Genomic DNA, 23,593 nt, shown 5'->3' with positions numbered 1-23,593 from the left:
ATTAATACAAATGTCAAATTTTGTAAAAAGATATAATAACCCTTTAAATCTCTATCCAACAATTAGAAAAATACTTGAAATAAATTCTAATGTTTATAGTGTTGGAGCGGTAACAATTAATTCAAAAGCACAACCTTATATATGCTGTCGAGATTACAATGGGAGTATTTTATGGGAGAAAGTATTTGACCTTAATAATGTATATGGAGCAATATTCGAGAATGTTTTAATACAAAAAAATGGCTCAATTTTATTATTAGCGGCAGTTGTTGTAATGAATGAAAGACAATTATGGCTCATAAATATAACTACTAGTGGTGAGAAAATTTGGGTGAAAAAGTATTATGATTATACTTATTATATACCTAACGAAAATTACAATGATAGTTTTCCTTCAAAGTATTTTGTCAATATATTGGAAAACGGAAACATAGCTTTATCTATACTTGAAAATTTGACATACTATAATGGCAATACAGATGTTAGACGCATGAGGTATTTCAATTTTTACAAAATTAATTATGAAAATGGAGAGGTTTTATATTCGAAGAAGACAAATGATTTTAAGTTTTACCCAAGTGCTATTATATCTCGAGTAAATTCAATTTTAGTTATTTCAGAAAATTTGTATTCAAATAATAATAGCAGGAGAATTAAGTTTTGTGAATTTGATGAAAATTTTAATAATTTAAAAAATTATGATATTCATATTTCTGGTGAAGAACCATATAAAGAATTAAGTTTTGTTAATATAAGTAATGTAATAAATAATAAGGCTTTAATTCTAGGTCATTTTAAAGTTTATAATACAGAAAACGATAATCAGTATTATAAAATTTGTTTTATTGAATATGATTTTTTTAATGATCAAATATTAAAAATTTATAAATCAGATTTGAATCACACTTCATTTTTTGAAAGACAATTATTTATTAGACAGGATACGAACTTTATATATTTTTTTAATAGTCAATTTTTTTATAAAATTAACAAAGCGGATATGTCCGTTATATTAAGTAGAGAATTATTATTTAATAAATTTTTAACTAATTCAATTAATGATTCAAGTATTTATGTTGCTTGTAGTGAAAGTAATTTTGATACTAATTTTATAAAAAGTGATCTTAATTTTATTAATTGTAAAACGGTTCAAAGCAATAATTTTAATATTTTTTTATCAGGTTTTTCGAAAATTAATGAAGATATAATTGCTACAATTGCTAATAACAATCCTAATTATTCAATTCCTAATTGTACAATAATTAATATCTTAGATAGTTCTCAAACAGACGCTTGCCCTCCAACTTATGATTACAACCTCAAATTAGAATCCTCCACTATTTATGTTAATCCATTAATCAGGAATCGTCCTATTTCTGAAGCATATGTAAGAGATATAATTATCTCAAATTCGGGTACTTCTGATGCTACATTATTCGCAAAAACTGTAATTGCCACAGAAAAAGGTGTTACTTTCAAAACCGAAAATGTTAACACGATAATTCCAGCAAATGGTTCTGCGATAATTAAAATATTCATATCAGGAACTCCAATCCAAGCAGGTTTTTTTTCACCTCTAGTAGAAATATCATCTCCTTTTGTTGATAACTTATTACATAGTATCAGGATTCCGTTCGTGGTTAATGAAGATACTATTAACGGAGAAATTATATCTTCATTATTATCCGAAAAAACTTATTTTAAAGGGAGTGTTGTAACTCCAAATCCCGATTCTTATGGTAGTTTCACTGTTAAAAATAATGATCCACTTCGAGTATTGATAATTCCTGCCGGAACTATTCTTTATCAAGAGATAAGTAACAAATTTGAATTTAGAACGGCAGAATTAGTAAGTATTCCACCACTTGGAAATTTACCGGTCTTCGTTACCGTTTCATGTGATATTCCAAGAGAAAATGGTGATTTTCGACATGAAATTGTTCTGTCAAATCAGCAATATAATATCATTAATCTCAATGAATATGAAATAGTTTTTCATGTGGTTGACGAACCGCTCGATATCCAAATCACAAAACTTGATATTCAACAACCCCTTATTTTCATACAAGGATATAACTACCCTCGCCAATTTCCGCGGTTCATAGGGAAAATGAAAATAAAAAACTTCACACAATCTCGTGAAATTACTCTTGGCAATACAATTTTAGGTGCTGATATTGATGGATTACAATTTAAAACTAGACCTTCCGTTACACTAAAACCTGGTGAAGAAAAAGAAGTTGAAATAGTTGTAACTAAAGCCGGCGAAGCTATAGGCAATTTTACATGCCCAATCGATCTAACACCTGAAATTACACCAAATACTTACAATATTCCTTTTACGGTGATTGAAGATGTGCTAGATGTCGAACTTACCAATTCAGAGTTTCGATTCCCTCGCTTCATCAAAAACACTATGGTAACTGACAGGATTAAGGGGGTCATTACCATTCAAAACAACAGCTTAGTCAAACCATTTACATTAGAGGCACATACAATTATTCACAATGATGTAGATGATATTGCTGGACTTGTTTTTCAGACGGTAAATGACATTTCCATTGAGCCAGGAATGAGTGAAACAATTGAAATTGAATTAAACCCTTTATCTTCGGTACCTACGGATTTTGGTCATTTTTACCATTACATTAATATAGGTGATGTAAAAAACACAGTTCCTTTCCTTTTAGATTTTGAAGTATTTAATAATGGCGTTCAAGTAGATGTAAATTATAATACTTCATTGCAATCTCCAAGTTTTGCTTTACAAGCGGTTGGCTCAAAAGGGATAGACAGTCCAAAAGGAATTCAATTACGCTGGTTGTTTGGCGGTAATTTAGGAAATAAACATTTACCGAAAGGTGATATGGCTACAAACGAATATAATTTTAATAAACCTAATGATTATGTAAATGCTTACAGAGTTCCGTATACAGATAACGTAAGAGTAAGATTGCACTTAGATTTAACTGAAAAGCCCCATATAGTAAATAATTCTGGTTATTATTGGCTATACAAATTAGATGTTCCTATTTCAAACAATGATGATACTTCGGCAAAGTTTGTAGTAAATGAAAAAAATATTTATGTGTATTTCAGAAATAAATTTAGATATAATGATGTAATAGCAATGATAGACCCTTTTAGAGATCCTTTTGGATTTATAGAAGCTTATGGTGAAAATATTATTGAAATCGAAAGTAAAAATGACTTGTTTTTTAGGGTTTCTCCTCTTACCAATAAATTATTTACTGGTGATTTATATTTAGAGGTTCTTTCTGTGGAAGAAAACAAACCCATTGTTTCTAAATTTTTATCTTACCGAAAAAAAATGACTCCTGCGGAAGTTCGGGGAGCAAAAATTTTGGTAGAAAATGGAAGAAGTATTCGATTTAAAAAACAGGGAACTAAAATTCATCAATTTGATTTTGAATTTTATAGTGATTTTATATCATCTGCTTCGTATTGGAATGCATGGCAGGATTATGGGAATTATGCGCTTACAACAACAACTAACATTAAGACCCTTAATCTTATTTTAGGTAATATTAACGGAAAATGGCTTCGTTATAATGAGGGAGAATTTGTTAGAAAGCAAAACTATGTTGATAAGTGGAATTATACTTCTCGTAGTGTGAGTGATCCCAAAAGAGGAATACGGGAACTGATTGAAAAATATCTTTCTTTAAGTACTTTTGCAGATAATCCAAGAGCTGAAGATTATTTGGATATAAATTTTTCGGCTCCTAATGGTGAAATAATTACAGAAACTACAGATCCGAATGAGGAGAATGGTACCACCAAGATTTCTTATTTGGATTTACTTCAAATAGCTGCATTGGATTATCACATTGCGCGATTACTTGGTTTGGGTATTTTAGATAACATTGAAGAGGCAAATTCTGCAGATGATTTTATTTATTTAACTGAATATAAAACTTTAAAAGATCCATTAGACGAAAGCAAACCAAAACCATCTCAACTTCTTTCGATGTCTTTGCCAACATCTTGCGATACAGAGCGTTTGCCAATACCTATAGAAATAGCCGAACTTTATAAAGGTATTCCTAATAAACCTAATGAAGATATTCCGGTGTTTTATGATGATGAAGGGTATACTTTTGACGGTAAAAATAGGATGATCAGTATCATCAGTAAACCTCTACCGTCAGCAGAAATAAATCCTTCGTTTTTTTCAAGTGCGAGTTCTTGGGATGCATCACTTTATTCGCCTCCTATATACGCAGGTTTAGAATATAAAATAGGGAGTGCTGGTAATAGTTTGCTCACTTGGAAAAAGCCTGAACTTTCACACGATATAGCTTATAAAAATGTTGGATCAGATGGACAACTATCTAATTTTGAAACTGTACCGATTATCCTACCAGAAAATTTTTGGGATCCTTTGTACGTGCATCGGCAAACAATGACTGGGGATTATTATTATTCTACTTATAGTATTAATATATTCTCAAGAGCGAGATCTAGTAATTTCAGCAGTAATATTAGCACTACAATAAAGCCTAAAAATACTTTGCTTCCGCCTTCGGATATAAAAACGTGGCTTATTTTACCAGAAAAACCTTTAATGTTTACTTCTGAATTTGAACAGGAAAAATATGCCGAAATTGAAGGTGATGACAAAACCTTTGTGAGAATCAACTTTGATTATAATGCTTATCAGGATTTGGTGACACACTCTATCCCCTCAGATTCTGGAATTGGGGATGATAAATATATTGAGGAAATAGAAACATATTTTCCTGATGAATATGACTTGTTTGCAGATTATATCGAAACGTATTACAGGAAAGAAACGCCAAAGAGTATTTCTGCACGATTGTTTGAAATAAAAGCAGATCCTAAAGACAAACTATGTGCAGTTTTCAAAACCATGAAGTATCATTTAGCAAGTACGAATGAAGATCTTTTATCTATTCTTCCCCAGGGTACGACATTCGAAAATTTTATTGGGTCAATTTTCTTAGTAAATAATAAAACCTATGTAATCAAAAATGTAGAATATGATACTAATGGATTAAAGTTTACGGTGTACAAAGAAGAAGTAAGCCAAGCAATTCTATCAGGTGGCACCATTGCAGTAAATTTCACTTCATTAACACTGCCCACAACTTCAGGAAATGATCTGTTTGTAGTGATGGAAAACATGCAGTCAACTATAGTTTGGGGCAATAAATATCCAAATTTATTTACCGTTCCTTTGAATTTTCCGATAATTAAAAGAGAAATTATTACTTCAACTTCGGAAAATGGAAGTGTGCAAAAGTATCTGGAAAAATCCAGAGGTTTTTGGACGGAAGCTGAAATTAGACAATATCCCGAAAGCGGCGTTCATATGGGAATGTATGAAATTATAATTAGGAATTTTGGATTTGGAGAGTCTTTAGGCATTACAGATCAAGGATTTTACGAATTGAATAATGGTTATGTAAGAGCTTTCAGAAATAAAAATGTTGTTGGAAATACTTTTATAAAATCGCGAGATGTTTTTAAAGTAATAAGAACACAACGGTTGGGAAAAAGTTCCTATATATTATATGTTTATGATAGTGAATTTAAGTTTGATGAGAATGGTAATCCTGTAAATAATTTACCAAATGAGCAAATCCAAACAGGAAGTGACATAAGTATAAATTACTATCCGTCCTATTTTCTGTACCTGTATAAAAATGATTTGCATGATTTAACAAAGGATTCAATATTGCCAACTGGGGATCATCTTATCAAACAGTCTATATTTGGTTTTCGCTCTGTGGATGAAAATAATAGGGAAATGGACAACATTCCTTATAAATCTAAATTTTCTGCTCCAAGTATTATTCTAGGTCAAAAAATTATTGATCCTCAACCGCCAGAGCAACCAATTGGAAGTTTATATGCCACTCGCCCTGATTTTTATGGTAAAGCGACTTATAGTTTTACGACTAAATTTCAGCAAAAACCATACGGAGTTCAGTTTTGCAGAACCGATAATAATGCTTTATTGTCAGCACTATATGAGTCTGAAAAAGTAAAAGAAATCTATGAAAGTTTGGCATCATTAGGTGGAAATAAGGAAGAATTTCTTGCCAATCGTTGGAATAATTTCTTTGATTATAAATATTTGGGAGCATTTAATCATGAAGATGGTTCTATGCCTGGAGTATATAAACCTTATCCTGAAGTAGTTTCGGATGAGGATAACCCATCTCCGATTCTCCCTTATGCATTTCCTCTTCCTGACAAAAAAGAATTTTTTGAGGGAATTAACAAATTTATAAAATCTCACAATGAAGCCTTTGGAACAAATGATGATTTGATAGATTTTGAGGAAACCCCTCTCGGAACAATGAAACTGAATACCTCAATCATCGAAGGAGTGGATGGAGATGGAACTCTACTTATTGATTTTGTTAGGGAAGTTGTGGAATATACTTTTGTTCCTCTTACAGAAATTCCAATAATATATCAACATATTAAAACATTTCAGCATCCACAACAGAATCTTTCCTATTTGCCACTTAATAAAAAACAAAGGGTTCGTGACGACTCGGGTTATCTATTAAAACCTGGTTTAGATCCAAATCAAGATCCTGTTTTTGATATGGCTCCAATGATGACTATTATGGATAAAGCTGAGAACATAACACTGTTCACTGATTTCACATTGAATGGTACGACAAACAATCTTTACTTCTATGCTTCCCGAGAAATAGGATCACAAATGACTATGAGTGACTTAAGTCCTGTTCTTGGTCCTGTGAAATTAGTTGATTCTAATCCTGCTGAAGCACCTAAAATTTTAAGTGGACTAACTGTTTTGGAAAATAAAGTTTTAGGAATTCAGCCCAAGATTAAAATCGAAGTTCAGTCATATCCTGAAATTGCCAGCATAAAGAAAATTAATCTTTATCGTGCAGAAAATAGGTTAGATGCTGAATCTATTCTTTCAATGAAACAAGTTGAGCAATTAGAAATTTCCGATATAGAAATTTCTGAAATGGGTACATGGAACATTAATGATAGTTTGGAAGATTTTGATCAGATTCCATTTGGTGATACCCTGTTTTACAGAGTTACTGTTGAAAAAGAAATTCAGTACGCAGATCCTCTTCCTAATACAGATGGTACACCAATTATTATTACAGATTATGTCCCATCACAAGCTTCAAAAATATTGGTATTGTTGCTTACGGAAACCAGCAATCCTGATGCGCCGGTGATTGAAAGTTCCGGAATCCGACCGATGAATGAAGATTATGTAAACCATGTTACACTCGAATGGAATACCACGTGCTACAAAGGAATTTATCATTTATATTCCATGTCTTCCCAAGGAAACTGGAAAGAAATAGCAAGATGTATCGTGAATTCAACTAATGATAAAATACAGCTACAGGTTTATAATTCTAATCCTGCTCCTAACCAAGAGGTTTGGGAAAATAAGGAAATTATAGATATTGCTGATGGAAAAATCGCGATTGCTCTCGATACATTAGATCCCGAATATCTGCAATTATTACTCTTTGATGAAAACGGGAACCGCAAGTATTATCATTTTAAAGTAGTTGTAGAGAACACATCAAATATGTTCAGCATAGAAGAAAATATATTAACTCTCTTTACAGATGACATCTGGAACGACCTTCAGGGAATCTCTTCCAACGGAACTTCCAATGGAATGATTATCGAAAAAACATTCATCATTAAATAAAATATACAATCATGACAATACGAGACACACTTAAAAGTTATTTTCAAACAGGAAAACGCCCAACACAATCAAATTTCGCGAATCTAATAGATAGTTTAGCTCTTGTTTCAGAAATAGCACAAAGAGAGGAGAAGCCATATTTAAGTATTTCTTTACTTTTGAACTGCGATGGTTCTGGATTAGGCAGACCAATTATAACGCATACTTTGTTAGAAAATACACTAACCAATTTACAATTTCGTATACAAGACAACCGTATATCCATTACTTCGACCGATACTATTTATGAATTTAATTTAGATAGAATATTTATTAACATAGGTATTTTAAGTGATACATGCGGATTTGATAAGGTTGTTTTCTCATTAAATGAATCTACTAGTACAGAGTTGGTGTTATACTGTGAAGCAATTGAAACCAATACTAAAGATCCTGGAGATTTAGAAGGGGGACCTGTTATTGTAGATCCGGGTATGGAATTGCCTAATGCAGCTATTTCTTTCCAACAACTTCCTATAGAGATTAGGGTTTATAATGAAATAATAGAGGAGGAATTACCTATTTTATCGAATCCACCTGTAATAACCCCATAGAAGTTTTATTGATTTTGTATGGTGAAAAATTCTAAAGAATCGACAGAAGAAAAAATACATATAGGACTTGTTTTGGCAGGCGCAGTAAGTGCTGGTGCATATACAGCTGGTGTACTAGATTATCTCTTTAATACCTTGTTTCTTTGGGAAGAAAAGTATAAAGCTGATCCTGTTAATATTCCAAAACCAAATGTAATTATTGATGTTTTTACTGGGGCATCAGCGGGCAGTATAGCAGCAGCTGTTTCATTGATTGGTCTTGCAAAAGTCTCCATAAAAGAAGTGACTGATCCCAATTCTGCAGAAGCTAAAAATAATATTTTATTTGATACATGGGTTAATTTTGGTTTAAAAGAGGAAGAAGATATTTGCGAATATCTTCTTTCATTAGAAGATATAGAAAACGGGAAATTAGATTCTTTACTGAATGTGCGGTTTATGGATCAACTGATTGATAAAATTGTATTAAAATCAAAATCCATTCAAATCAATATTCTTCCGACTTTTATTAACCCCAATTTAGATGTTTTATTTACTTTAAGCAATCTGAAGGGAATTCCGATTGATCTTTATTTTGACTCTGATCAAAGAAGAGTAGCACACACAATGTCTTATCATAAAGGATTTGCTTATTTTCAAAATAATAAGATTAACGGAGATACTTCTAAGCTTGATCTTGATTTAAATGATGAAGAATCTTTACGTTTTTTTTTGAAATGTGCAAGAGCAAGTGGTGCTTTTCCGTTAGGGCTGAAAAGTATTAGTTTTGAAAAAATCCCTAAAGATTATATTATTGGTAATCTTAAAAGAATATTTGGAAATGAATTTAAATTTATTCCAAGAATTGATGAAAATTACAGTTTTACTGCAGTAGATGGTGGTTTGACAAATAATGAACCTATTGCAGAAGCATTAAGGGTCATTGGTAAAGAGTTTAATAAAAACTATAAACTTATCATGATTGATCCTTTTCCCAATTATATTTCTGCTAATCCATTTAAGATAAAAGAGATAAAAGAAGATTTGTTTCATACGATTCCACAACTGATTTCCACTTTGCGCAATCAAGCGTCTTTTAAAGAAAATGATGTCACGGATATGTTTGATGATAATACTGATAAGAATATGATTTGGCCTACCCGATATGACGAAAATAACAAGCCTTTAAAAAATACCATTGCTTGTGGTTCTTTATCAGGATTTGCTGGTTTTATCAATAGGGATTTTCGCGTTCATGATTTTATGCTGGGAAGGAAAAATTGTCAAAGTTTTTTACGACATTATTTTCATTTAGAAGAAGATCATCACCCTTCTGTAGCACAGTGGAATGATTCTTTGAAGGAAAAATATGCTTTTGTGGATTCCAATACAAAAAAAATAATGATTCCAATTATACCTGATTTTAGAATTGAATCAAAACAAATAGAAAATGGCAGAATGCGTTTTTATCCTTATACCAATGAAAACAATACCAATGGCTTAACTTTTCCTTCTATAAACTACAGTGAGAATATACTTCCTTTGGAAAAAATTTTAAATAAAAGGATAAAAACTATTGTAGATGTTTCGTATGATTATCTTCGAAAAATGGATAACAATGCAACTATTCCAATAATAAAAAAACGAAATGATCTGCTTTTCATTAAAAATATTAAAGTTAAAATATGGAAAATATTGGGATATACTTTTATGAAAACAGTCGGGAGTAGGTTTATTGCAAAAACAATTTCAAATAAAATTACCAATATTATCATTGAAGAATTATATAAAAATAAACTATTAAGATAACTGTAATATGGAAACGAAATATGGCTTCACAAAAATGACTGTTTCGGAGTTTGAAAAGTATATTGCTAACTTAAAAATAGGAAGGACTATTCTTCGCATTCAGCAACATCATACTTATATTCCATCCTATATCCATTTCAAAGGAGATAATCATTTTGAATTGCAGAAAAGTATGAAAAACACCCATGTTAATGTCAATGGATGGGCGGATATTGGGCAGCATTTCAGTATTTTTCCAGACGGAACAGTGCTTACTGGACGAAGCATAGAAAAATCACCCGCCTGTATCACTGGAAATAATGCCAATGCCATTTGTATTGAGAATATTGGCAACTTTGATAAAGGTGCAGATATGATGACTGATGCTCAGAAAATGGCTGTCCTCAAAATTACAGCGGCTTTGTGTAAAAAGTTCAGTCTAACACCCAATACCAATACAATTGTCTACCATAATTGGTATGATTTATCTACAGGAGCTAGAAATAATGGAACAAAAAACAACAAATCTTGTCCTGGAACCAATTTCTTTGGTGGTAACAAAGTAGAAGATTGTGCCAAGTATTTTATCCCATTAGTTGCTCAAAATATTCAACCCATTGTAGAATATTTGCCTAAAGTTTTAAAGTATGTATCAGTCACTTCAGATATACTCAATATTCGGACGGGTTCATCTTCTTCTAAGCCCAAAGTTAAAGAAAGAGAACCTGCACTTTTAGGTGCTGTTTTAAGGGTATATGAAGAAAAAAACAATTGGTACAAGATTTCATCATCAGCAGAACATTGGGTGTATGCTAATTATACAAAAGAGGTAAAACGTGCTTTAGTTAATACGGATATTCTTAATGTTCGTTCCGGATGTGGAACTGCTTTTCCAAAATTAGGTTCGCTTACAAAAGGAACGGAAGTCTTTATCTATGCTCAAGAAAACGGCTGGTCGCAGATTAGTATGGAATCTAGGTGGGTAAAAGACCAATATTTGGATTTTATGTAGTGAGGAAAGAGCTAATAGAAATAGTAAAGAAATATAAAAATCCAAATAAATATGCATTTTTTCATAGATCACACCCAATTAATAGAACAAAATATTGCAGATAGTTCTGGGGTCAATAGCTCGAATTCGAAGCTATTTAAAATAACTTCTGAATTTCAATTAACAGCTAAAGCCCAAACTTTTGCCTGCCAAGATGGAATGATAATAGTACAACAATCAAATTCGGATTCAAGTTTGGTAAATGTTATTTTAAAGCCAACAAAAGGTTTAAATATACAATTCAGTTCTGTAAAATATTATGTATATCGAGGGATTTCGAAAGACAGTCTTTTTATTAATGATCAAATTATTCCAAAATCACAAGTACCTGAAAATTTTTTTCTACAAAGGATATGGAAAGACATAGAAGAATTTAGAATTAATTTTAATCTTCCCAATTACCCAGATCCTGTCCCGAAAGATTTTGGATATGATGAAACGTTATCAAATACGATAGAGATTGAAAAACTTTTTGATAATTCGCAGTCGGTTACATTTCCAATATATGTAAAAGAAGGAGAATGGATTGGGAATTTCGGAAATTCAAAAAAAATTGGGTTTGAAATTATTTTGGAAAGTGATAATCTTGAAAACCCGTCTTTTGACAACCAAATCAATTTAGAATATTTGAGGAAACAAAATCACACGATTGATGTTTCCAATCTATCGGGTTTTGAAAAAAGAGCAAAGCAGGAACTCATATTATCATATTTGGATCCGTGTGCTTTTTTTGGTTCACATTATGATGTTGGGGTAAATATCTCTGTTTTTTCGGGCGATACTAAAACCATTCAAAACAAAAAACAAGAAGAGCTGTACAACGATTTACTTAGTAAATTCTACAACAAAAACAAAGTTTATCTTGATATCAGGAGTGAAAATGGCTATTCCTATAATTTTTATCAAAATTATAAAGACTCAAATAATAAAAATATAAAAGTAGAAAATTCAGCTTCCGAATACGGAACTCATTCTTGGCCAATCCTGATTCTTGACGCTCTGAATAAAGAACAAATCAATCTGAATTTGCGGATAGATGACAATCTAAAACCGATTTTATTTTCAGAAAACAGAGAATTATTTGATAATTTTAACAACTCTTGTTTTTTGGATGACACCAAATTATTGGAAGAGAATTCGACAGATTGGAGCAAAGATATTGCGCTTAAATTGCCTGTAAACAGCACGAAAAGTGTGGCTTTTTATGCTAAGCTGTACTATTACAGACAAGAGAATAATATCAATTTTCATAATAAGACTCTAAAAAGCCAATCCACTTTTAATACTATTTTTGCTTCCTTGGATGTTCCAAATTTGGGAGATGCCGATAATATATTTCAGCAAGCTTCAAATGCCAATTATTCTTTTTTGAAGGGAAGTTTACCAAGTGGAGAAGACTTTTCGGGTGTAGTGATTTGTGGAGCTAATTTTGATGATAATCGTGTGGTTTTCCACACCCAAATGCTTTTCCCCAATGAAAGTACGGAAGAATTTTATGTTAGCACAGATACAGGAGCTAATGATGGCTTTGATTTAGAAGGTGATTTTAACCAAACGTCTTTTCTGAAAAAGGATATGTATTGTACGGCTGATATCATTCAAGAAAATGCCACTGTGGAGCCTGTTAAAATTTTGGATGTTTCTGCCTATAATGGCTATCCAAATAATAAAGAAAGTCTTTTTATCCTTGGCATCACGCGAAACGAGTTGGAAACATTAAAAAATATAACAGGATTATCGGACAAGCACGCAACATATATTGGCTTCGAGGATGTCTCGCCCGATCCGGCAATAGACATAGACGGGAAAACTTACAGAAAATATAAACTGAATGCACAAGGCTTGGATGATAATGGAAATATTGCCGTCTTAGAACCAACTGCGGATGTTTTTGTTTATACTATGGGTGGGGTTATATTCTGCTCGAAGGATTTTGCTGATGCTGAATCAGAGAAAGAAGTAATAAATGGAAAATGCCCAAGATGTGCAGAAGAATTCACTGCCGAATTAATACGTAAAACAATAGGTATTAAAGAACTTAGTGAAAAACAAAATAATATAGTTTCGTCTATTCTTCCTTACTTGAATAAATATCGAAAAGATTTAGGATTGGATACTTGTCTGCGAAAAGCCCATTTCATTGCACAAATTGCATTAGAGTCTGGTCGATTTACAACGTTTGAAGAATCCGAAAGCTACTCTTCAAGTATTACACTTGGTATTTTTAGTAATAGTCTTATCACAATAGATTCCACTATCATTGATTCTCTCATAAATTATTTATCATTAATTTTTAAAATTGTTGACAATAATAATAAAGAATTGATAAAGAGTAACGGAGAATTGGCTAACATATTATCTACCGTAAAACCATTAATTATAGATGGAGAATTATATGGAACTTATAAAAAAGATAAGTTAGTAAAGCAAGTTTTTAATGCTAATAATATCTTACAGTATAGCATATTTATAAGGCAACACTCTTATTTTGGCGTTCCTTTGATGTCGAGAGCTTATGCTCCATACACAGGAGACACAAGAGGATTGGGAAATGGAAATGAATTAACTAGGGATGGTTGGAAATTTAAAGGACGTGGATTAAAACAAATCACAGGAAGAGCAAATTATAATACCTTTTCGAAATACCGTAATGAAAACCCATTTCCAGATGATAATAGTGGAAAAATAGATTTTACTGAAGAAAAAATAGAACCATTAAAAGGTAATTATTTAATGGTTTCTCAAGACGCTAAATATGCAACTCAGTCAGCTATTTGGTTTTGGAATGGTGGTACAAAGTATAATAAGAAAACTGCTAAAGAATATGCTGATATTGATGATGTAGATTCCGTTTCTAAGGCGATTAACCGATATGATACCAATGGTCTTCCAATAAGAAGACAATTTTATGCTAATGCAAAAGTTGCATTTGATATTTTAGGACACAAAGAATATTTAAAAAATAAATAAGAATGAAATTTTTTCTTTGTTTTCTAAAAATATGCTTCTTATCATTTCCTTTGTTTGTTTACTCTCAAAAAATAGAGATTATAAAAGATACGGTCTGTTTGTCAGGACAATGTTTTGAGTTTCAAGAATTAAAAATAAATAAACCTCTGATATATAAAGAAATACAGAGTGCTTATCATCTTTTTGATAATAAGACTTTCACAAAATATGAAGACCGTTTAAGCTACAAAAAGAGACTATTTAAAGAATACAAATCCGAAAAAACTCTACAAGAGTCACAATATGGATTTGAGAATTATGAAATTTATTTCAATAAAAACAATTTATTAAATATGTCTATTTCGTTACAAGTGTATGGTTCTCCTTATGAAGATACTAAGTATTTTACTTTTGATTTGAAAGAGGATAAAAACATAAGTAATTTATTGTTTAAAAACAAAAAAAATCTTATTAAAGCCTGTTTAAAAAAACTTGAAAAAATATATCAAATAAAAATTTCTCTTAATTTTGATAACCTTTCTAACTACAAAATAAATGAGAATGAAAGTGGAGATATATATAATTTGATATTTGTATTTACTAACCCTAAAAATAGAGGTGAATCCTACGAGGTGAATTTTTCATATGATGAAATAAAACCTTATATAAAACAAAAATATTTAACATTACTCTAATGATTTTGAAAAAGAGTCAAAAAATACAGTATAAACTAAAATAATTAGATTATAATGGAGAAATTGCCGTCGTAGGACTAGGACAAGATATTTTTGTTTATATTATTGATGGTGGTTTTATATTCTGCTCAAAGGATTTTTCTGATGCGGAAATGATAAAGAGGATAATGCCGAATACGTTTATTATACGAAAGATGGATATTATTCGGGTGGGAATGAAAACATTATCAATGTTTACTTATCTACACCAACAGAATATGACATAGCAAAAAAAGATAAAAAGTGGAATTTGGTTAATAAAGAAGTGAATTTACTAAAAGGAAATAACGGAGCGAATTATACAAAAGAGGTAAAACGTGCTTTAGTTAATACGGATATTCTTAATGTTCGTTCCGGATGTGGAACTGCTTTTCCAAAATTAGGTTCGCTTACAAAAGGAACGGAAGTCTTTATCTATGCTCAAGAAAACGGCTGGTCGCAGATTAGTATGGAATCTAGGTGGGTAAAAGACCAGTATTTGGATTTTAAGGAGTAAGCAAAGAATCAGTAGAAAGGAGAAAACAACAACAATCAGTTTATAAATATGCCATCAACAATAGCAAACCAAAGTTTAGGATCAATGTCAAACAGCGGACGGAATGTTCGGGGGGAACTCTATGCAGAATCGTATTTTTTTCTTGAGAAGAATAAAGCCTATTCACAAACGGCTGAGAACAAATTTGGAATTATTGGACATGAAAATTCAAAATTTAGTACGACTTCAAAAATTACGTTTTCGGGAACTGTAAAGGTATTTTCGATTGCTCAGGGACAGATTTTTCTCCAGCCCAATAGCAAGGATTCGGAAAAAATAAACCTTATTTTGAAACCATTCCGACAACCAATCAGCGGTTTGGGAATCCGCTATATTGTTTACCGAGGACTTATGAAAAGTGATTTTATGGATGAAAATCTCAAGATCAATCAGGAAGGTGTTTCTGCGACAGGCTTTGTGAATCATGTTCAGAAAGAATTCAAAGACTTTTACAAATTGATCAATCAACCTGCTCCAGAATTCACGGCGGAATTTTTGGGTTATCCTGTACAGGAAAGTCCGCAGCCAGAGATCGATCTTATTGACAATTATTTTTTCAAAATATCCAAAATCAATGAAGAAAATGGAGAAACAACGGAATCTCAACCTTTTGATTTTCCGATAACTCCTGCCGGAACTTTCTTGGGGAATGCTGATGGAGAATTGGGAATTGACATAGTTCTAAATGAAGGTAATTATCATATTGAGAACGATCCTAATCCATTTCAGTTGAACCTTTCGTATGCGAGAGCTTCCGGATATATATTGGATCCGTCACCATATACGGGAATACAAGAAAAACTGATAAAAGAAACTTCGACGCAGTTTATAGATGTTGCAGCATTTTACGGATTACACACCTACGGAAAAGGAAAAATTAAAGTATTTTCCGGCAATCAGGAAACCATTCTGCAAGATGAAAATGAGATTTCTGATCTTTTGGATAGTTTCAACACCAAAAATACCATTTATCTCTACATCCAAAGCAATCGCCAACGCAGTTATAATTTCTATGAAAATTATAACTTGAATGAAAAAAACATGAAAATAGGAACTGATGCTGATCATTTACAGGAAAAACAATTTGGGACTGACGGATGGCCTGTGGAAATTTTATACAATAGTTCAGATTCCGAGACACTTTTGGTCAGCTTAATCAATAATAAAAATTATTTTGATAAAATATTCTATATAGATATCGGAAATCCACAGGAAGAAAATAAAGATGTATTATTTATAAAAGAGCTGAAAAATATTTCGAATAAAGAAAGAGATTATTTAGAGGCTGTAAATTTCAAAATAAATAAAACATCAGGTATTATCAAACTGTTGTACATTGGGGAGAATATAGATGAACCTTATTTGACAATCGAACCTTATTTTCTAGATAAGCACCACAATGTTGTAAGGGAACTTTATCCTTTAATTAATGTTAAATCTTTTTTGGATTTGGAGGGAAATCTCACCAGTATTTCTTTTAATAAAAAATCCTTTATTAATTTGAATTCTTTTTCTGAATTACAATCAATGTCGGTTATTAATAACAGTATCTTTTTTTATGAAGGGAAAAAACAAGAAGAAGATGATTTCTTGTATAAAGAAAAAGTTTTATTCCTTGCCAAAAAAGAAGATACGATAGATAGTAACCTCACTAATAATAGAGATTTGATTTTCGGGACAAGAAGCTCTATGATTACCAATATTCCGAGAAATAATGAAGCCAGTTTTTTAATGATGAAATTATATGGAGATAGAAGTTACCGTTATTATTACAACGAAATAAAAGATAGTTCTAAGACAATTAAACTATTAAAGCTAAAACTCAACGAAGAAATTGATACTACCTATTTTTCCGTAGGAATTTTGAAGGAAGAGTATGAGAAATTGATGCAGATTATTCCGGCAGGGGCTGCTTCCAATGTGAAATTATATTTGGATGAAGAAGAGCAGAACCCTTTGCTGGATGATGAAACACACAGATATTATTTTAAATATTCTTTGGGAATTAATTATGAAGACGAAAATGGGACACTGCAAATTTTATTTCCGAATGTGAAAATATATGTGTATGGCGAAGGAATATCTTTGTTAGCCTCTTCAGGTTTTGTTGAATATGAGTATCCAATAACTTTAGAAAATGAAAAAAGATGGACAATCGGTATATTAATTTAATAGAAAAATTCAAATATTTTTTAACTATAAAATCAAAGGATTCTTGGATCACTTTTAGTGGTTCAAAACCGAGAGATTTATTGATCAAAAATGAAAAAATTATTACTCCTGAACAAAAAGAATTTTTTATTGAAAAATTTCTGATTTGCTATGAAGAATCCGGATTTTCATTTAATTCGGAAGAGATAGGTGAAATAACTGGTGGACTTCAAAAAAATATAACAGGTTTAAGATTTGCCACTAGACAATTTGATGCGGAATATGATTTTGATGCAATTGCAATTTCATATAAACCTGACGAAATAGATAGAAAATGCTACATTTTTACTTCAGAATATTATAATGGTTTACCAGATGGGTTTCTTTACAAAATAAGATCAAAATACCGTCATAAGGATTTCTTTGAAAACAATAACACACACGCTTTTTATCCCTACTCGTTAATTATTGTCATTAAAGACGAAAGTGGCACAGGAAGGGATTTTACAGCATTTGAAGAATTCCTTAAATTGAATTACAATGATTGGAAAACGGAATTTCAATCAGCAATAAATATAGCATTAAGTCAAGAATTTAGCAATTTTGAACTTTTAGCTAATTATGACCCAGATATTTTGATTTATGAACTTACATTTGATGAGAGAATACAGTTGATAAACAAAATTTTAAACCAGTATTGGGGAGTGGGAAGCGATTGGTGGTATGAATTTGACCAGCAGAAATTTATTATCAATCTGATTGAAAAAGTAAAAGAAAGCGAAGCACACTCTTTATATGAGAAGATTTTTGAAAATGGGGCAACTCTTTTTAAAAAAATAGATGAAAAGTTTGATAATCAAGGAAATCTCAAGTTTGTTTTGCTCCTTATGAAAATGAGATATAATAAAGAACTAAAGGAACGAGGAGAAAAAGGATTAGAAGACTACCTGACTACGATTCCCGAATCACACACCATTCCTGTAAGAAAAATGAAAGCTTATTATAATGCTGTTAGTTATATGGGACCCGACCCTATTATTGTATTGAAAAATTCTACAATATTCTTACAAGATATCAGATTTGAGGTTGGAGATGGAACGATATTAAATTTTACAGATTCTAACCCCAATCCTTTTAAAGTCTTAGGTCTCTTTAAAGAATATCCTTATGATGAAATGCTGAAAGTATATATTTGGTTCGAGAATACGGATTTAGGATTGGCGCAAGGAAGGATAATACCCATGCCTGCTTTTGCCATAAAAGCATTTCATAAAGGAATCTCCGATGAAATTACCATTTTGGATATTATAAATAAAGCAGTAGAGATAATAGGTATTATTATCCCATATATAAAGCTGATAGAGCTGGTACAGATAGGAAGCAGATGGTACAAAATTGTAGAAGGTGGGATTGCTCTTTTTGCGCCCATTACTGCAAATTTCATAAGCAACCCACCTATAAAAAGAGCATTGGAAAGCAGTGATGCAGGTATAAGATTTTTACAAGGTTATAATTATCTTTCCTTTATTTATGGAACAAAAGATTTAAAAGGATTGACAGCAGCAATTGCAAGAGGAAATTTTTCCGCTTTCAAAGATGGCGAAAATTTAATGGCTTTGTGGAGCACTTTTATTGCTCCGCCAGATTTTGATCCGAAACCTTTTGAGAATACAGAAATGGGAAGAGATTTAAATAGACTTTTGTTTGAGATTAATCACTATCATCGAAAAAAATAAAATATGAAATTTGCAAAAATAAATAATAAAAAATTTTTATTTGTTGTTTATAGTCTAATTTTTTTGATTGCTTGTAACGCAAGAAATGAATTAAATTTAAGTGACTATGAAATTATAGAGAAAGTAATTGAAAAAGAAATTATTCTTTATGGTTATGATTTACAGGATGATAAAGCTTTAAAAGACTTTAAAAGAAATACACCAGAATACGAAAAGAAAATAAAGGAACTTTATTTAAACCAGAATTATGAGAGCGATTATTATTTTTCATTAGATAAAACCTTATTTGTTTATAAAGATAATTGGTATGTACAGGAGTTATTTGCAAAAAATAATTTTAGCGGGAGCACAAAAAATTTAATTCCTTTAAAAATAGATTTTTCAAAAATCAAAACAAAAAAAAATTTGATAAGAATTGATAAGAATTCTAAACTAGCAAGGTCACAAAACTATATTGGAGACTTTAAACTTTCTAGGATTATATATAATGGTGACAAGGCTGTAATTCTTATGGAAAACAATGGGCGACTATTAATTTTTTTAGAGAAAAAAAATAACGAATGGTCGGTTTATAAAGAAGCAGGAATACCGTATGAAATATATGAAAAGAAAATTGATTTGTAAAAAATTAGCCTTAAAAGACGGTGAAAATTTAATGACATTGTGGGATGATTATTATGATGTAAATAAAGCTATATATGATGCAATTAATAAAACAGAATCAATTAGAATAAAAATTGAGATGCAAAGACTTCAACAAGAAATAGACAGAGTAAAATAATATCATATGAAAAATTTACAATATTTAGTAATCTATATTTCTATATTTTTTTTATTGGGCTGCAAAAATAAAAATGTTTTAACGGAAGATGATTATAAAATAATGGAATTAATTATTCAAAAAACAGTGACAGTTGATGATTTGTCTTTATTAGAAAAGGATTCAGCAATGCAGAACTTAAAACCTGGCACATCCCAGTACCAGCAAAAATTAAATGATTTGTTTGATATGCAAAACTATGAGAGTGATTATTATTATTGTTTAGAAGATTCTCTATTTGTTTTTAAAAACAATTTTTATTTGAAAGAACAATTTGAGAAAATCGATTTTGACGGAGATAGGAAAAATCTAATTCCTCTTAAAATTGATTTTTCAAAAATTAAAACGAAAAAACACTTAATCCGAATTGATAAAAGTTCACCATTAATAAAATCTGAAAGATATATAGGAGAAGCAAAGTTGTCAAGAATAGCTTATGACGGAAATACTGCGGCTATAATTATTATAATTGATGGTTATTATCGTGCAATAGGTTTTTATAAAAAAGACGGAGATAACTGGATGTTATTTTTTGGTGATAGGATTCCCTTTAAAATTGGAGAAAACAAAATTGATTTGTAGTTGACAATTGTTGATGGTATGTACGATTATGGTGCTACGCCAATTGTTGAATACGAAGATACAAGAGTCAAGATAAAATTTGTGTTGCTGGAAACAATGGACGGAGATGGACATCGTTGGGTTTATACCTATGATGATGCTTCTAATCCTTATAAATATTTGCAAGGAAAAACTTACAATTATAATGAAATTGTATATGCCTTTTGTATGTTCAGTAAATTGGATGTTGGTATTGTAGCGGGACAAATCATTCCTTTGCCCGCTTTTGCATTAAAAGGAATTAATAATACTTTGTCAAAAAAATATTCCGTTAAAGACCTTCTGTCGGATATTAGTTTTACGGTAGGTTTTATTATGCCTTATTTCGCTCTTGCAGAGCAATTGAGCTTAGGTGTTATTAGTAAATGGTCCGTGGCAAATAATGGAGCGGCATTATTTCTGGCTTTTAGTGATTCTCTTTTGGGGGACTATTTAAAAGAATACTTAAATCGGACAGATGAGGGAAAAGCATTTTTGAGAGTCTACAATTTTATTACGTTTGCTTATGGATTAAAAGACAGCAAGGAAATTTTCCCTTTGCTTAAAAATTTAAAGAAGACAGGAAAATTATCTTCTACAGATTATGAATTCCTATTATCAGCTTGGGGAACTTATGAAAAAACCAACGAGTATAAAGAATTAAAAAACCAAAACGAAGAAGAATACAATAAAATCACGAATGAACTTAACCAAATAAAGCGATATTACGATGAGTTTATTAAGTAAAAAAACATTTTTTGCGATTATTGTTTTATTTCTATTTGTTGGTTGTAATAAAAATGTCAATAATGATGAGTATGAAATCATAAATATTCTCAATAAAACCTATATAAAACCTATTATTCGTACTAAAATTTTAAGGCATAATCAAATAAAATTATCTCAACAGGATTATGATTTAGCAGAGGGTATATTTCCAGATCGATTTTTGTTAGATTCACTTTGGTATTCAAAATTTATTTCCAATAACAAGTTTTGCTATATTTTATCAGATTCTTTAATTGCTGCAATAAGGAATGATAGAACGACAAAAGAAATGAATGCTTTTTTAGGAATAGATATGAAAGTTCAAACATCTAAAACGAATAAAATTGATTTTTCTAAAATTGAAGAGAATCAAAATATAATTCGGGTGCAAGATTCCACTCAAATAGGAGAGAAAATATTCTTAGGGAATTTTATAATATCTCAAATTTATTTTGATAATAAAAAAAATTATGCGTATGCTGAAATTACCAAAATACATTATAATAAGGATAATCATCATTCTATAGAAAGTCTTCCAATCACTTTAAGAAAAATAAATGGGAAATGGAGTATGAAATGAAAATTAAAAAAAGACTGAAAAATCAGCTTCTTCTGAAATTGTAGAGGGCGGGATTGCTCTTTTTGCGCCCATTACTGCAAATTTCATAAGCAGTCCACTTATAATAAGAGCATTGGAAAGCAGTTATGCAGGCATAAAGTTTTTGCAAGGTTATAATTATCTTTCTTTTATATATGGAACAAAAGATCTCAAAGGATTAGCAACACAAATTGCAAAAGGAAACTTTTTGGCTTTTAAAGATGGCGAAAATTTAATGATTTTATGGAGCACTTTTGCTGCTCCACCAGACTTTGATCCAAAACCATTTGAAGACAGCGAATTAAAACCACTAATAGAACGATTAAAAAATTTTAAGAGGAGATGAAATTTAAAATAATAAGATTTTTAATAATTAGCTTCTTTGTTTTTTCCATACTTAATAGTTGTAGAGCAACAAATGAATTAAATGAAGATGATTACAATATTTTGTAAGTTGTAATTAAAGCAGATGTAATAGTGTCAGTATTAGAAAACGACAAAGCTTTAGAAGGTTTACAAGACGAAAGCGAAGAATACAAAGAAAAAATAAATGACCTTTATTTAAATCAAAATTATGAAAGTGATTATTATTTTTCGTTAGATAAAACTTTATTTGTTTATAAAAATAATTGGTATGTGCAGGAATTGTTTGTAAAAAATAATTTTAGCGGGAGCACAAAAAATCTCATTCCTTTAAAAAATAGATTTTCCAAAAATCAAAACAAAAAAACATTTGATAAGGGTTAATAAAAATTCTGAATTTACAAAATCTTCCAATTATCTTGGAGATTATAAGTTTTCCAGAATTATGTATGATGGTGACAAGGCTGTAATTCTTATGGAAAACAATGGGCGATTATTAATTTTTTTAGAGAAAAAAAAAAACGAATGGTCGGTTTATAAAAAAGCAGGAATACCTTATCAATTATATGAAAGAAAGATTGATTTATAAAAAATTAGCATCAAAAGATGGCGAAAATAAAATGACATTATCGGATGATTATTATGAGGTGAATAAAGCAATATATGATGCAATTAATTGCACAGAATGCTAATGTTCCACATGTGTTGGTCTGTTTTAGGTATAGGGTTCTTAAAAAAGGAAATTTCCGATAATTTTAATACAAAAGTGTAGGCATTTGCCTGTACTTTGTATTTTTTTTAGGAAAAATAGCAGCAAATGCAGGTCAAAATTTATTAATGTTTAAGATTACAGAATTTATAAAGTATGGCAAAACATCACTACTAGAATCATCCAGTTTACCAAAGAAGGGGTAAGTATCCGTTTCAGACTAGGATTTTAAAAATGCCTATGAAAACTAAACAGTTACACATAAACCTTCGAAAAATACTAGATACTAAATCTTTTAACTGCACAAAATAACACAAGGTCAATCTAGAACCTGCGTAAAATATCACTAGGTAAAACCCTGCGTAAAATAAACACAGCTACTGAATAAAATAAGTACAGGTGTAATCTCACCCATCTTAGGCACACTCAAAAGTAGAGTTTTTTGTTAATAATTTATTGTTGTCATTGTTAAAATTTTGTTGGAATGTGGGAAACTCGTTGGCCT

General features: G+C 30.7%; 16 protein-coding genes. All 16 read left to right on the top strand.

Annotated elements, in window-relative coordinates; all coding sequences use genetic code 11:
* Window positions 1-10 precede the first annotated feature (10 nt).
* On the top strand, window positions 11-7,714 hold the full coding sequence (locus QWY78_RS05760; protein ID WP_290217456.1) for a COG1470 family protein: 7,704 nt from the start codon (window positions 11-13) through the stop codon (window positions 7,712-7,714).
* A gap of 11 nt (window positions 7,715-7,725) precedes the next feature.
* The gene (locus tag QWY78_RS05755) at window positions 7,726-8,307 is read left to right on the top strand and encodes a hypothetical protein (RefSeq protein WP_290217453.1); all 582 of its coding nucleotides are present in this window, start codon (window positions 7,726-7,728) and stop codon (window positions 8,305-8,307) included.
* An 18-nt stretch (window positions 8,308-8,325) separates the two neighbouring features.
* Window positions 8,326-10,095, top strand: a complete 1,770-nt coding sequence (locus tag QWY78_RS05750; RefSeq protein WP_290217451.1) for a patatin-like phospholipase family protein — start codon at window positions 8,326-8,328, stop codon at window positions 10,093-10,095.
* Between the two features lie 7 nt (window positions 10,096-10,102).
* Window positions 10,103-11,086 carry an SH3 domain-containing protein gene (locus QWY78_RS05745; RefSeq protein ID WP_290217448.1) on the top strand — a complete coding sequence of 328 codons (984 nt, stop codon included), beginning with the start codon at window positions 10,103-10,105 and terminating at the stop codon, window positions 11,084-11,086.
* Between the two features lie 51 nt (window positions 11,087-11,137).
* A complete protein-coding gene (locus QWY78_RS05740; protein WP_290217446.1) occupies window positions 11,138-14,095 on the top strand; it encodes a hypothetical protein in 2,958 nt (985 codons plus the stop codon).
* 2 nt (window positions 14,096-14,097) lie between these two features.
* The gene (locus tag QWY78_RS05735) at window positions 14,098-14,769 is read left to right on the top strand and encodes a hypothetical protein (RefSeq protein WP_290217444.1); all 672 of its coding nucleotides are present in this window, start codon (window positions 14,098-14,100) and stop codon (window positions 14,767-14,769) included.
* Between the two features lie 289 nt (window positions 14,770-15,058).
* Window positions 15,059-15,304: an SH3 domain-containing protein gene (locus QWY78_RS05730; protein ID WP_290217442.1), complete on the top strand. Its 246-nt coding sequence runs from the start codon at window positions 15,059-15,061 to the stop codon at window positions 15,302-15,304.
* 48 nt (window positions 15,305-15,352) lie between these two features.
* Complete coding sequence (locus QWY78_RS05725; RefSeq protein ID WP_290217440.1) at window positions 15,353-17,515, top strand: hypothetical protein; 2,163 nt, start codon at window positions 15,353-15,355, stop codon at window positions 17,513-17,515.
* Between the two features lie 80 nt (window positions 17,516-17,595).
* The gene (locus QWY78_RS05720; RefSeq protein ID WP_290217438.1) at window positions 17,596-19,230 is read left to right on the top strand and encodes a hypothetical protein; all 1,635 of its coding nucleotides are present in this window, start codon (window positions 17,596-17,598) and stop codon (window positions 19,228-19,230) included.
* 3 nt (window positions 19,231-19,233) lie between these two features.
* The gene (locus QWY78_RS05715) at window positions 19,234-19,854 is read left to right on the top strand and encodes a hypothetical protein (RefSeq protein ID WP_290217437.1); all 621 of its coding nucleotides are present in this window, start codon (window positions 19,234-19,236) and stop codon (window positions 19,852-19,854) included.
* Window positions 19,832-20,011, top strand: coding sequence for a hypothetical protein (locus tag QWY78_RS05710; protein ID WP_290217435.1), 180 nt, complete (start codon window positions 19,832-19,834; stop codon window positions 20,009-20,011). Before QWY78_RS05715 ends, QWY78_RS05710 begins: the two co-directional genes overlap by 23 nt.
* A 6-nt stretch (window positions 20,012-20,017) precedes the next feature.
* The gene (locus tag QWY78_RS05705; protein ID WP_290217433.1) at window positions 20,018-20,632 is read left to right on the top strand and encodes a hypothetical protein; all 615 of its coding nucleotides are present in this window, start codon (window positions 20,018-20,020) and stop codon (window positions 20,630-20,632) included.
* Window positions 20,633-21,397 carry a hypothetical protein gene (locus tag QWY78_RS05700; protein WP_290217431.1) on the top strand — a complete coding sequence of 255 codons (765 nt, stop codon included), beginning with the start codon at window positions 20,633-20,635 and terminating at the stop codon, window positions 21,395-21,397. It begins immediately after the preceding gene.
* Window positions 21,381-21,998 carry a hypothetical protein gene (locus QWY78_RS05695; RefSeq protein WP_290217429.1) on the top strand — a complete coding sequence of 206 codons (618 nt, stop codon included), beginning with the start codon at window positions 21,381-21,383 and terminating at the stop codon, window positions 21,996-21,998. Before QWY78_RS05700 ends, QWY78_RS05695 begins: the two co-directional genes overlap by 17 nt.
* 142 nt (window positions 21,999-22,140) lie before the next feature.
* On the top strand, window positions 22,141-22,362 hold the full coding sequence (locus QWY78_RS05690; protein ID WP_290217427.1) for a hypothetical protein: 222 nt from the start codon (window positions 22,141-22,143) through the stop codon (window positions 22,360-22,362).
* 131 nt (window positions 22,363-22,493) lie between these two features.
* Window positions 22,494-22,763: a hypothetical protein gene (locus QWY78_RS05685; RefSeq protein WP_290217425.1), complete on the top strand. Its 270-nt coding sequence runs from the start codon at window positions 22,494-22,496 to the stop codon at window positions 22,761-22,763.
* Window positions 22,764-23,593: the final 830 nt, after the last annotated feature.

Origin of the sequence: Kaistella yonginensis (genome assembly GCF_030409525.1) — a bacterium.
GTDB classification, from domain to species: domain Bacteria; phylum Bacteroidota; class Bacteroidia; order Flavobacteriales; family Weeksellaceae; genus Kaistella; species Kaistella yonginensis.
This window is presented reverse-complemented; position numbering and strand designations above follow the sequence as displayed.